The organism is Paracoccus sp. SCSIO 75233, from assembly GCF_027912675.1.
Lineage (GTDB): Bacteria > Pseudomonadota > Alphaproteobacteria > Rhodobacterales > Rhodobacteraceae > Paracoccus.
On sequence record NZ_CP115757.1, the window covers coordinates 725,609 to 738,367 of the forward strand.

Sequence of the window (12,759 nt, forward strand, 5' to 3'; positions counted from 1 at the left end):
CCCGGTCAATCATCCTGATCCGAATTTCTGCCCAGCCAATCCGCAATGACCGCGTCGGTGTCTTCACCTACGGCTGGTGCCCTGCGGGGATCGGCGAGCGGTGTTTTTTCGTATTGTATCGGCAAGCGGATATTCGGGATCCAACCAAGCTGCGGATGTGGAATGCGGGTCATAATCTCGCGTTCCTTGGCTTCCGGCGCACGAATAGCCTCTGACAGGCTGCGAATTTCGCCACAGGGGACCCCGGCTTTGCGCATCCGTTCGGACCAATAGGCGCGAGGCTTCGTCTCAAACTCTTTCTGAATGCGCTCGTCGATTTCTGCCCGGTGCGCGATCCTGTCCGCATTGGTTTTAAACCGGGGATCATCCGCCATTTCCGGCATATCCAGAACATCGGTCAGAAGGCGGCGGAACAGCCGGTCATTGCCGCTGTTGATATAAAAAGAACCATCCGAGGCGCGGTAGGCGGCTGAAGGGCTTGTGTCGGGGCTTACGTTACCGTAGCGCGGCGCCGCTTCGCCTTTGTAGAGTTCCTGATAATTGGCATATCCAGTCATCAGGAACGCGGAGTCATACAACGCCACGTCCAGATACTGACCTTCGCCGCTCGTCCCGCGCGCCAGCAATGCACCGAGAATTCCGTTCGCAGCTATCATGGCGGTCGTAATATCCATGACCGGGGTCAAAGCCCTCACCCCTTCGCGGTCGGGATAGCCATTCATCGAGATAAAGCCGCTTTCGGCCTGTGCAATTGGATCGAAACCAAGACGATCCTTGTAGGAGCCCGTGCGTCCGTAGGCTGAAACCGCGCAATAGATTAGCCTAGGATTGGTTTTCCGCAGCTCTTCATAGGCAAGTCCCAGTCGGTCCATGACACCGGCCGAAAAATTCTCCACAACAACGTCAGCTTTCGCGATCAGGTCCTTGGCGGTCTGAATCCCGCTTTCGGATTTCAGATCGAGTGCCACGGAACGTTTGTTGCGGTTGCACCAAAGATAAGGCGTGCCACCGTCGATTTCAGGCGGGATCGGCGGATAGCGGCGGAAATTGTCGCCTGTCTTGGGCGCTTCGATCTTGATCACATCCGCGCCCATATCGGCAAGGATCATGGTGGCGAACGGCCCCGCGATGTAGTGTGTGAAATCAACGATTTTGATCCCGTCCAGCGGCAGCGGAGCGCCCGTCGGGCGGGGCGAAGGCTGCGGGAATTCTTCCATACGTTTCTGATAGTCGGACATGCGGCGACCTGTTACTTGTCTTGCTGACTTGATACGGGCTTGCTCAGATCGGGCAGTCCGTCATTGGTTGGGTCGGCTGCAGCGGCTGCAGCGTGATCGGGCTTGCGGCGGTTGCTTACTGCATCGAGCCCCTCGTTGAATTCAGCGCCCGACATGGCCAGTGACTGACCCAGATCTTCGTACAGCATCATGTCGTCTATGGATTTTTCGAAAGACTTCAGCATGATGAGCTTCGAAAGTCCCATGATCTCTGCCGGACCAGAGGCCAGTTTCTGCGCCAGCGCCAGACCTTCGGCATCCAAATCGGCATCCGGAACGACCTTGGCGGCAACGCCCAGATCCGCCGCTTCCTTAGCCGACCATGTGCCGTTCGTCAGAAGGAAATTCCGCGCACGGGCCAGTCCGACGAGCCGCGGCAATGTGAACAACGCCATGCAATCGGGCACGACGCCCAAACGGTAAAATCCCGACATGAATTGCGCGCTTTCGGCGGCAATGATGACATCTGCACAAAGTGCCAGCCCCATGCCGCCCCCGACTGCGTACCCCTTAACACCGCAAACCACCGGGCGGTCGAGGGTCATCAAGGGCGGGAACAGCCTGTTTGCGTGGCGGAAGCGGCGATGTACCTCCCACGGCTGATGGGCGTTGATCAGCATGTTCAGGTCGCCGCCTGCGCAGAATGCGTCGCCCTTGGCGGTCAGATAGACGGCACGAACCGAACGGTCGTCCTCTATCTCGCGCACGATATCGCGAAGCGAATAACGCATTTCCCGCGTCAGCGCATTCTTTGCACCGGCATTGTCCAGGCGGATGATCAGAACCGATCCGTCCCGCTCGGTTTCGACATGGGGGTATTGCTTGATCACGCCGCGCTCTCCTTCTTGCCGTTGGCACCGCTGCCTTCCTGCATGCGCCGCTGTCGTCCGCCATCCACGACCAGATCGGTCCCCGTCACATAGTCGCCAAGTGCTGAACAAAGATATACTGCAGCAGCGGCGATATCCTCGACCCGGCCCAGCTCGCCCAGCGGGATCTGTGCCAATTGCTGACGGCGAACTTCATCGCCCTGATCCTCATAGATCTTCTGCACGCCGAGGGTGTTTCCGATAGCACCGGGGGCGATAGTGTTGCACCGAATGCCATCGGCACCCCATTCCGCTGAAAGTGAACGGATGAGCGATATGATTCCCGCCTTAGCGGCCCCGGCATGCGCGCAGCCCGGCCAGCCTTCCAGCGCCCGCATGGTCGAGATGGCCAGCAAACGACCACCGAACTTCGAGGCCTTCAGATGTGGATAGGCGGCCTGAGCGCAATAGAACGTGCCGTTAAGGTCGATATCGATGACCGTCCGCCAAGCATTCAGTGACATGGTGGCACTGGGGACGACGAAATTCCCGGCGGCATTCGCGATCATGATGTCCAGCCCGCCGAACGTATCGACTGCGGTTTCAACCGCTCGCTTCACCTGTTCGGGCTCGCGCACGTCGGTTTGCACCCAGGCGACGTCGCCGCCTATCGCTTTCAGCTTTGATGCTGCTTCCTCGAGTACGTCTGTCTTGCGGCTGGCAATCACGACTTTCGCGCCCGCATTTACCATTGCAGTCGCAATTCCAAAGCCGATCCCGCTGCCACCACCGGTAATCAGTGCCACGCGTCCTTTAAGCGTGTCCGAATTGAAAGCCTCCTGGATCATGATATTCCATCCTCTCATTGGTTCGACGAAGCCCGAGGGCGCCGATGGCAGTTTTGTGAACTCTCGTCACTGTGCTGCGCAAGTGCTGTGCCAATTCAGCCGGCAACTCGTTTGCGCAGCCATATGCTCTGGCATGAGCCTTGCGTGGGTGCGGTATCTCCGCGGTTGCCGGTACTCTGCGGAACCGCCCTTAGTGACCGACTCTCTCGGAAAGGCTTCATCATGACCGACGCATTTATCTGTGATTATATCCGTACACCGATTGGCCGCTATGGCGGCGCGCTATCGGCGGTTCGACCGGACGATCTGGGTGCTGTCCCGTTGAGGGCACTGATGTCACGCAATAAAAATGCAGACTGGGAGGCGGTCGATGACGTGATATTCGGTTGCGCCAATCAGGCCGGTGAAGACAACAGGAATGTAGCGCGCATGTCGCTGCTGCTGGCTGGCATGCCACTGAGCATCGGCGGTACGACCATCAACCGGCTTTGTGGGTCCGGCATGGATGCGGTAATTGCGGCGGCGCGCGCGATCCGGGCTGGTGAGGCGGAACTCATCGTTGCCGGAGGTGTCGAGTCCATGTCGCGGGCACCCTTCGTACAGCCTAAATCCACAATGGCCTTCGGACGGCAGATGGAAATCCATGACACCACGATCGGCTGGCGGTTCGTTAATCCGGCGATGAAAGCCGCTTACGGCGTCGATTCCATGCCGCAGACCGGCCAGAACGTGGCGGATGATTTCGGGATTTCGCGTGAGGCACAGGATGCAATGGCGCTGGCATCGCAGACCAAAGCGGCGACAGCTCAGCAAAATGGACGGTTGGCGCAGGAGATAACCGAGGTGGTTGTTCCGCAGCGCAAGGGCGATCCAGTCCGCGTCGATCGTGATGAACATCCCCGCGAAACCAACGCGGAATCTCTGGCGAAGCTCAGGCCGCTATTCCCGAATGGCTCCGTCACCGCCGGCAATGCATCTGGTGTGAATGATGGTGCAGCAGCTTTGATCATCGCTTCGGCCGATGCCGCTGCAAAACATGGGTTGACGCCGATTGCGCGCATTCTGGGAGGTGCAGTTGCCGGGGTCGAGCCGCGGATTATGGGCATCGGCCCGGCACCCGCGTCGCAGAAGCTGCTGGACCGGTTGGGCATGAAGCATTCGGATTTCGATGTGATCGAGCTAAATGAGGCTTTTGCGGCCCAGGGTCTGGCAACTTTGCGGCAGCTTGGAATCGCAGATGATGATCCTCGGGTTAACCCCAATGGTGGGGCTATTGCGCTTGGGCATCCTCTGGGAATGTCGGGTGCGCGGATTACAGGGACGGCGGCGCTGGAACTTCAGAATACCGGTTCGAAACGCGCGCTGGCAACCATGTGCATCGGTGTAGGGCAGGGGATTGCCATCGCGCTTGAAAAGGCATGACACATGCGGGCCACCACGCGTGTCGCGGTGGCCCCTCTTTTCTGATCAGCTCAACCGTTCGTTTGAAAACAGCATCGTACCGTGTGACGACAGGATGCCGCCCTCGTTATGGACAAGGGCGATCTTCGCATCTGCAACCTGCCGGTCGCCAAGTCCGCCGCGAAGCTGGCGCACGGCCTCGACAATGCCAAGCAGCCCCCCGGCGGCACCGGCATGTGCATGGGACATCATGCCGCCATGCGTGTTGATCGGCAGTTTGCCCCCGATCTCGGCATGACCGTCGAGATAGAATTTCCCGCCTTCTCCACGCGGCATCAGGCCTAGTTCTTCCGCTTCCAGGATGGGCACGATGGAAAAGCAATCATAGAGTTCGGCCACGTCCACATCCTTCGCGGTCAGCCCCGCCATATCATAGGCGATCTGACCTGATTTCTCTGCGCCGAATTCGGTTAGTGACGGGGCACACATGATGTGTTCATGCGTGTGATACTCCCCGATGCCCTGAAGAAAGACCGGTTTGTCCACCATATCGGCGGCCCGTTCGGCCGAGGTGACGATAATCGCACCGCCCGCATCCGAGATCAGACAGCAATCCAGCATGGTCAGCGGATCGGCGATAGGTTTCGAGTTCAGCACATCTTCTGCCGTGATCGGCTTTTTCATATGCGCATTGGGATGAAGCAACGCGTGGTTGCGGCTGTTCACACAAACCGCGGCCATTTCTTCGCGCGTTGTTCCATAGACCTCCATGTAGCGCCGCGCGATCATCGCATAGTAGCCCGGTATCGTACCACCATAGGGTTGTTCGAAATAGGGATGCCCGACTGCCAGCAGAGAGGCCAGTGTGCTGTCGCGGCTCGCGCCCGTTGCGCGGTTTTCCCCGGCGCAGACCAGAATAATCTCGGCCTGACCGGCCACGATCGCCTCCACCGCATGTTTGAGCATGATCGCGGGTGACGCGCCGCCGACCACCATTGAAGCGTTGAAAGTCGGCTTCAGCCCCAGATATTCGCACAGCACCGATCCCAGCATGAAATAGGGTTCGGTGAAAGAATAGGCGGTCAGCAAGCCGTCAATCTGGTCCGGCTTCAAGCCAGCTTCATCCAAGGCACGCTTTGCCGCCTGTGCGTTCAGACCCAGCCCGGTCATATGCGGCACGCGCCCGATATCGGATTCCCCGACGCCGACAATGGCTGCCTTGTTCTTGAGAGATGCAGGTTTGATCATGCTGCGACCCCAGCTTCCGCAAGTTGAAACTGAGGGACAACGGCACCGTCGCCGCGATCCTCAAACATCACCTCAACATCAGTGCCGATAGCCGCATCCAGCGCATTTTCCCCTAAGATATTCGCCATCATACGGGGACCTTCCTCGAGATCGATCAGCGCAACGACATACGGGCAAAGCGACACGAAGGCCGGATCTGAGGCACGCCGGATAACGGTAAAGCTGTGGATCTTTCCGCGACCTGATGCGGGGATCCACTCAAGATCTTCGCTCCAGCAATTCGGACAAATATGGCGCGGCATAAAATGAAGCTTGCCGCAATCCTTGCATTGCCGCAGCAGCAATTTTCCTTCTACCGCGCCTGTCCAGTAGATTTCGGAATCCCCGTTCAAAACGGGTTTCGGAAGCTGATCTGTCACGCCCTGTCCTTTCGAATGGTGCCGAACGAAGCGTGCGATTTTGCTGCAACTTCGTTTACTTACCTGGGTCAGTACAGGGCAAGAAACGTGCCATTCGGAATGGTAGACAGGTTGAACAAGAGCCAGCATCAAGCAGGTGGAGACCGGTCAGGCAAACAGCCGGGTGATCTCGCTCAGATCCGTCACATCTTCCAGCCTGAGGATCATCTCCATCGAGCGCCGCGCCAGATCATCGCCACATTCGCGCGAGACAAGCTGAAGATATTTTTCTTGAATATCCGCCGCACCCAAGGGATTTTCTGGCGATCCCAGTGCATAGCCCACGGCCTCGAAACTGCGACCGTCGGTCAGCGTGACGCTGACGCTTCCGCGTGGCGGGAACTCGCCGAATTCCTTGACCTCTTTGGTTGAGATGCGCCTTGCCAACGCAAGAATTTCAGGGTTCGAGAATTTCTGATCCTGCATGTCCAGATACGCACCGACATCGTTCTGTCCCAGCACCATACGCATTGCCATGCTGTATTTGCTGCTGAACTGTGCGCCCACGATATCTTTTGGCTCGGGACCATGTGCGCCGTTATGGACGATCATCAGCGGCTCACATCCCAGTTCGACTTGCTCGATGTCCTCGGGGGCGAAACCATGCGTTTTCAGCAGATCGTCATAGGCGGCGAAATGGTGGTGGAAAAGCCCGCAAGCGGCATAGGGCTTGATCGCACCATGTTCGAGGAAGAACCAACGCTGTCCCAGTTCGTCCAATAATTTGGTTTCGTCATAGTCGTCGCAATAGGCTTGTAGGAAGCCGCGTTTACCCTCCAGAATGGTCGGCGGCGCGGTTAGTCCGGCTTCGGCCAGACGAAGTGCGCGGATGCCGCCCGCAACGGCCATGCCCGCATGGCACCGTTTCACCTCGCCCCCGCTTTGCGAGTACTCGGTTGTTCCCGCTGCCTGACTGGCGGCGAGTGAGATGGCATTGCTTACTACTTCGCCTGTGTAGCGTCCCATAGCGCCGCCGGTTACAGCCACTCCGATCACGCCCAGCACACTGGTATGATGAAAACCGCGACCAAGAAACATCGAAGGCATTGAGGCCCGGGACAGGCGGATCACGGTTTCAAACCCCAAGGCCGCGCCGCGCAGGACGTCCGCGCCGGTATATCCGCGTTCCTCGGCAAGCGCGATCGCAGCAGGCACGACCGTGCAGCCCGGATGTGAGTAGGCACCGTTGCCGCCGTAGTCGTCAATTTCAAAGGCGCTGCCCGCCGTGCCATTGGCAAAGCCCGCAAACTCGGCGTCGTATCGGTCGGCGGTCCCAACCAGATGCGCCTTACCTTCGCGGGCATATTTTCTGGCATAGTCATAGGCGAGCTTGACCGTTGGCATGTTCCGGCAACTGACCTGAGCACCAATCTGATCGAGAATGTGCAGCTTGGTGCGTTCCAGCATGTCCTGCGAAATGTCGGAAATACCGGTGCCATTGCTCCATTCCCCGTAACGCTCTGCGATGGTCATTTTGCTCTCCTACGGTTTTGTCGACGGCGGCGGTTCCAATTGGAAGGCACGTCGCTGCTCATTTGGTTTACGAATTTCGATTTGCCTGCTTCCTTGAAGCAAGGGCAAATATCGTGCTGTTTGTGCACACGGCGCAATTATCATGCCGACCGGACCGAGGCCGAGCCGGTCCGGATGACGATTTCGCACCTGACAATTTCATTCGCGATATATTCGACGTTTGACGACCGCGTCCGGTTTGATCAACTACCCGGGTAAAAGCTCCCGGACAGTGATGTCGCATTGCACGATAGACCTCCAGTCGGATCACATCTCCAGCTTGGAATAGATCTCGCGATTGAGCGCCTCTTCGATCAGCGCCTTGTCCATGCCGACCTCGTTAGAAATCTTTTCCCATTTCGCAAGGTTCTCAAGATATGCCTCTGACAACTGACGAGCCGCGTCCGCGCCCCGTTCCTCGGCCCGCTCGATGGCTCGCTCGACTTCTCCCTTGCGGTATTCGGCCAGCAAGGCTGTCACCTCAGGGTCTGCGGGATTGATCGTGACGCCGTGATCTCCAGCTTCGCTGATGGCAAGCTCGTCTTCGGCAACATATCCAGTCGCAAGTTCAGCAAGCGCAGCGGGTATTTCACCGATTATCAGTGCCTTGGCTTCGGTTTCGAGGCTGTTCCAAGTATCTCTATTGAACGCAATCAACGCTCCCCCGCCATGCGCGCCCATTTCTTGCCGAAGTACATATTTTGAGATATCCCAAAGCGAGAGAGACTTTATGACCTTGCCCCCAACGCTGGACCGCTGCCTTGAGCGTTTTCCCGTCTCTCAAGCCACCCGGTGGCAGGTTGCTCGGATGGATTTCATGAACTCGATCGGGGTCTTGTTAGCGATCAAGCTATGTGGTCGATCGTTGTTATGCTCTTGGCGGTACGCCTCGCATTTTAGCCCGTCATCGTCGATCGACAAGAACCAATTCTGATCGATGCATTCGGCGCGGACCTTGCCGTTGAATGCCTCGGCGAAGGCGTTATCGGTGGGTTTCTCCGACCGGCTGAAGTCCAGGATGACTCCGTTCATGTAGGCCCGGAGATCGAGATCCTTCGAGATGAATTCCGGCCCCTGATCGACGCTGATGGATCGGGGGCAGCCGTAGTCCTGCGTCACATCCTCCAGCGTCCGGATAACATCCGTACCCGTGTGGCGTGGCCGGACATCAATGGCTGGCGAGACCTTCGAGAAGGTATCCACGATGGTCAGAACCCGCATCTTCGTGCCGGCGAAGAGCTGGTCGGACAGGACATCCATCGCCCAGATAGCGTTCGGTGCCGCGGCCGGTTTCCGATCCTCACGGAGCTTCGCCGCCACCTTGCGCTTCGGGCGTTTATGCCTGATTTGCGGCCTTCCTCGACATTAAGCCCGGTAGACGTGCTTGGCATTCACTTCCCAGCCCTCCCGCCTCAACAAGATGTGGATCCGCCGATAGCCATAGTGCACCCCAATCGCCGTCGGGCTCGAACCGGTGGCGTCTTCGACGGCTCATATCTCGGCAATCTCCCGGATCCGCTTTCTCAATGCAGCCTGCGATGGCCAGCGCGCCAGGTAGAAACAGGTCGTTGTCTCGCAGGCCGAGCACCGCACAGCCCCGCCGGATCGAGACCTGGAACACGCCCTGCACATAATCCGCCAACTGCCGCGCCTTCGCAGGCGCTACAGCTTTTTTGCCAGAACATCCTGAAGCATGGTCTTATCCAATGACAAATCGGCAACCATCCGCTTCAGGCGGCTGTTCTCGTCTTCCAGCATCTTCAGCCGCTTGACCTCCGAGTGCATCAGGCCACCGTATTTCTTGCGCCACCTATAATAGGTCTGCTGCGAAATACCGGCCTTCCGGCAAACCTCCGCAACGCCCAGCCCGTCGTCGGCCTGCTTCAGAATGAACGCGATCTGCTGCTCGCTGAACCTGGATGTCTTCATCGATCTTCCTCGCGTTGCCTGCCGCAAGATTACGAGAATTTTCTCACTTCAAACGGTCCAATTCGTAGGAAGCAGGTCAAGAGAGACGGGAAAACGCTCAAGGCAGCGGTCCAGCGCTGGGGGCAAGTTCATCGTTACTTTTTTGCCCTGCAAGTTCTGGGCCAGTTACGGCGGTCGCGCGGGAATTTTCTCTTTTTTACCGGGGATAGAGAGTTTCAATTTTCGTATCAGCTGGCATGCAGTTTGCGTGCCGGCTCAATTGAACTTGCAACCGCGGCTTGATTTCTCGTTGCCCGCAAGTGAACCGTCGTGAGAAGGGCAAGGCGATGCGTGAACAGTCCATTGGAAGTGCATTTCCGGAATCGGCTGATCCGTCCGGCGCAGGAAGGCTGGTCGGTTATTTCTCTCGACTTCCCGAGGACATGACCGGGGTCTGTGAGTTGGAGATCGGACCGCAACATTTAAACCGCCTTGGCCTGCTTCATGGTGGGTTTATATCTATGTTACTTGATAATGGTTGCGGGCTGGCTGTGCTCAATTGTGTCAGAAGCCGCGGTGAGACAGCGGTAACGATGACGCTGTCGGTTAGTTTTATCGCAGGGGTTGCTGTGGGGCGAGTCAAGGCAACGGGTCGCGTTACCGGCGGTGGCCAAAATGTTCAGTTCGCTGCGGCAGAACTGCACGATGATAACGGACGTCTTCTCGCGACAGCTACCGGTTCCTTCCGGATCATAAAGGGTTCATAGCTCGCGCCTGACGGATGTTGAGTGTTTCCCGCTGGCCTGCGAAACCGCCCAAGAAGCCGGATCAGCTGCATGACCCGCTCTACGCAGATTCCGGAATCCTTCACCGCCCACCTCCCGTTCAAAATTGTAAGGCGCGGCGGATGGAGGGAGATACAGCTGCCCTAGAACGCAGCACAGGAGCGCAAGCCAGACAACATATTGATCAAGTCACTGGCCCGCGCGTTCCGCTGGAAGGGCATGCTGGAGGCGGGCGAGTTCTTAACTAGTACCGAAGGCCGAGCGGGAAAGGGCGGAGCCCTCCTGCATGACTCTTGCCTTGTGCGTGACCCTGATTGCACCCGACATAGTTGCGGCAATACCTGATGGCAGCCAGGGACTGGAGCTGGCATTGGTGCAGGTGACGGAGCCAGCTCCGATGGAGTGGGAAAGCCAGCGAATGGACTTAGGCGAGATCGACCGCAGCCTGCATTCGTGACTGTTTAATCAAGCGCCACATCTGGGCTTTAATTCTGCTGAAGATGCAGTGCCTGGCAACCCACAGAAAGGGAGTGAAAAGGACTTGCGGTGGCGCATCATGACCGAAGTAACATTTCACGAATGCAAACCTTTCATAGATATCACACTATTTTCAAAAGCCGACCTAAAACGCGGGAGGCAATTAATCCCAAGCGTCTTATCGTCTCTTTTCACCCGCCTTCCTTTCGCCCATGCTGGTCAGGCTTTCCCACGCATCATGTTGCGATAAAAACACGCGCCCGTTCTAGTTCATTGATAAAAGCGGATCGCTTTAGCCGGTCCAGAACCGGACCCTTGACCTCTGACAGATGCAGCCCGACCCCCATGTCCTTCAATCGGTGATTGATGGCCATGAGGCTTTCCAATGCGGAGTAATCCACCTCATTTACCGCGGAAAACATCAGCACGACATGGCGGATCGCAGAACCTTCGGGCACACGCGCCCGGATCAGATCCTCAAGAAACCGGGTATTCACGAAGTAAAGGCTCTCGTCCACGCGCAGCGTAAGCAGGCCCGGGTCGGTTTCGACCTCATGGCGCAGAACGTTGCGGAAGTGCTGGGTGCCGGGGACAAGACCGACCTCGGCGACATGGGGGCGCGACGTCTTGTAAAGATGCAGCCCTACTGAGATGGCAACGCCTGAAGCTACGCCGACCTCGACCCCAAAACCGAGCGTCAGAAGGATCGTTGCGGCGACTGCTGCGAAATCCGCCCGGGAGTAATGCCAAGTTTTTTTCAGGATCGACAGATCAACGAGGCTCAGGACAGCGACAATAATTGTGGCGGAGAGCGTGGCATTGGGCAGGAAATAGACCAGCGGTGTCAGCGCGACGGCGGCAATTGCCAGGCCGATGGCGGTAAAGGCGCCGGCGGCGGGTGTCTGAGCACCGGCGTCGAAATTTACGACCGAGCGCGCGAAACCTCCCGTGACAGGATAGCCGCCGGTGAAGGCGGCGCTGAGGTTGGCTGCACCCAAAGCAATCAATTCCTGATCCGGGTCGATCCTCTGCCGTTTTCTGGCGGCGAGCGTCTGCGCGACAGAGACGGATTCCACAAACCCGATCACGGAAATCAGGATGGCCGGAACCAGCAGGGTTCTCAGAAGCTCCGCAGAAAAATCCGGCACTGTCAGCGGCGGCAGGCTTTGCGGAACGGTGCCGACGATATTTACGCCATGATCTGCGAGACCCAGCGTCCGGACGATCAGGGTTGTGGTTACGACAGCGGCGACCGGACCTGCTCTGGTCAGGATATTGGCAAGAAGGTCAGACGCCCCGAGCCTGCGAAGCATCGACCCCAGGTGGTTTCGGACCCAGAACAAGAAGCCTGTGGCGAAACTTCCGATGGCAAACGTGATCCAGTTGATTTCGGGCAGATGCGCGATGATTGAAACCAGCATTTCCGGCAGGGTATCGCCACTGCCGCTGATCCCCAGAATATGGCTGAACTGACCGGTTGCGATCAGAATTCCCGAGGCGGTGATGAAACCGGCAATCACCGGATGGCTCAGGAAATTGGCCAGAAAACCCAACCGGAAAAGCCCCAGGAGCATCAGAACCGCTCCGGAAAGGAAGGCCAGTGTCAGCGCCGCCGCTGCATAGCCGGCAGTGCCCTGTTCCGCGACCTGGCCGATGGCCGATGCCGTCAGAAGCGAAACCACGGCGACCGGTCCGACCGCCAGCGCCTGACTGGTCCCGAATATGGCGTACAGGATGATTGGCACGATCGACGCGTAGATGCCCGCTTCGGGCGGAAGCCCGGCCAGAAGCGCATAGGCCAGCGATTGCGGGATCAGCATGATCGTGACAATCAAAGCGGCGCTCAGGTCATTCGAGAGGTTCTTCCGGCTATAGGTCCGGCCCCACTCAAATATCGGGAAATAGCGGCGAAGCTGTGCGGTCATTTGAGCATCCAACGAGAAGCGCGGACGGAGCAACTTCGCTCCGCCCGCCAGTGATTGCGCATAAGGGACGAAATGCGCAATTCCTTCAACCGCAGGTTCAGGCCTGCGTGG

At 58.0% G+C, this 12,759-nt stretch carries 10 protein-coding genes and 2 pseudogenes; 3 read left to right on the top strand and 9 right to left on the bottom strand.

Going from position 1 to position 12,759, the window contains the following annotated elements; genetic code table 11:
* Nucleotides 1-5: 5 nt before the first annotated feature.
* The 3 genes from PAF12_RS03485 to PAF12_RS03495 are packed head-to-tail and all read right to left on the bottom strand — an operon-like array spanning nucleotide 6 to nucleotide 2,934.
* Nucleotides 6-1,238 carry a CaiB/BaiF CoA-transferase family protein gene (locus PAF12_RS03485; RefSeq protein ID WP_271108619.1) on the bottom strand — a complete coding sequence of 411 codons (1,233 nt, stop codon included), beginning with the start codon at nucleotides 1,236-1,238 and terminating at the stop codon, nucleotides 6-8.
* An 11-nt stretch (nucleotides 1,239-1,249) separates the two neighbouring features.
* Nucleotides 1,250-2,107 (bottom strand): enoyl-CoA hydratase/isomerase family protein, encoded by an 858-nt coding sequence (locus PAF12_RS03490; RefSeq protein ID WP_271108620.1) that lies wholly within the window; start codon nucleotides 2,105-2,107, stop codon nucleotides 1,250-1,252.
* Nucleotides 2,104-2,934 (bottom strand): SDR family oxidoreductase, encoded by an 831-nt coding sequence (locus PAF12_RS03495; protein WP_271108621.1) that lies wholly within the window; start codon nucleotides 2,932-2,934, stop codon nucleotides 2,104-2,106. The genes PAF12_RS03490 and PAF12_RS03495 overlap by 4 nt, the downstream gene beginning before the upstream one ends.
* 222 nt (nucleotides 2,935-3,156) lie before the next feature.
* Here PAF12_RS03495 and pcaF point away from each other — a divergent pair, with 222 nt between their 5' ends.
* Complete coding sequence (pcaF, locus tag PAF12_RS03500; RefSeq protein WP_271108622.1) at nucleotides 3,157-4,356, top strand: 3-oxoadipyl-CoA thiolase; 1,200 nt, start codon at nucleotides 3,157-3,159, stop codon at nucleotides 4,354-4,356.
* A gap of 45 nt (nucleotides 4,357-4,401) precedes the next feature.
* Here the strand turns inward: pcaF and PAF12_RS03505 are convergent, their stop codons facing one another.
* From PAF12_RS03505 to PAF12_RS03525, 5 genes and pseudogenes are all read right to left on the bottom strand, one after another.
* Nucleotides 4,402-5,583, bottom strand: coding sequence for a thiolase family protein (locus tag PAF12_RS03505; RefSeq protein WP_271108623.1), 1,182 nt, complete (start codon nucleotides 5,581-5,583; stop codon nucleotides 4,402-4,404).
* Nucleotides 5,580-6,002 carry a Zn-ribbon domain-containing OB-fold protein gene (locus tag PAF12_RS03510; protein ID WP_271108624.1) on the bottom strand — a complete coding sequence of 141 codons (423 nt, stop codon included), beginning with the start codon at nucleotides 6,000-6,002 and terminating at the stop codon, nucleotides 5,580-5,582. The genes PAF12_RS03505 and PAF12_RS03510 overlap by 4 nt, the downstream gene beginning before the upstream one ends.
* Nucleotides 6,003-6,149: 147 nt before the next feature.
* Complete coding sequence (locus PAF12_RS03515; protein ID WP_271108625.1) at nucleotides 6,150-7,514, bottom strand: MmgE/PrpD family protein; 1,365 nt, start codon at nucleotides 7,512-7,514, stop codon at nucleotides 6,150-6,152.
* A gap of 306 nt (nucleotides 7,515-7,820) precedes the next feature.
* Entirely contained in the window at nucleotides 7,821-8,234 is a 414-nt protein-coding gene (locus tag PAF12_RS03520; RefSeq protein WP_271108626.1) for a hypothetical protein, read from the bottom strand.
* Between the two features lie 99 nt (nucleotides 8,235-8,333).
* A pseudogene (locus PAF12_RS03525) lies at nucleotides 8,334-9,482 on the bottom strand (IS3 family transposase).
* Between the two features lie 299 nt (nucleotides 9,483-9,781).
* Here PAF12_RS03525 and PAF12_RS03530 point away from each other — a divergent pair.
* Together PAF12_RS03530 and PAF12_RS18970 are read left to right on the top strand one after the other, a co-directional pair.
* Nucleotides 9,782-10,228 (top strand): PaaI family thioesterase, encoded by a 447-nt coding sequence (locus tag PAF12_RS03530; RefSeq protein ID WP_271108627.1) that lies wholly within the window; start codon nucleotides 9,782-9,784, stop codon nucleotides 10,226-10,228.
* A gap of 304 nt (nucleotides 10,229-10,532) precedes the next feature.
* Entirely contained in the window at nucleotides 10,533-10,703 is a 171-nt protein-coding gene (locus PAF12_RS18970) for a hypothetical protein (RefSeq protein WP_368045158.1), read from the top strand.
* A 198-nt stretch (nucleotides 10,704-10,901) separates the two neighbouring features.
* Here PAF12_RS18970 and PAF12_RS03540 read toward each other — a convergent pair.
* Nucleotides 10,902-12,648 (bottom strand): annotated as a pseudogene (locus tag PAF12_RS03540) (SulP family inorganic anion transporter).
* Between the last annotated feature and the right edge of the window lie 111 nt (nucleotides 12,649-12,759).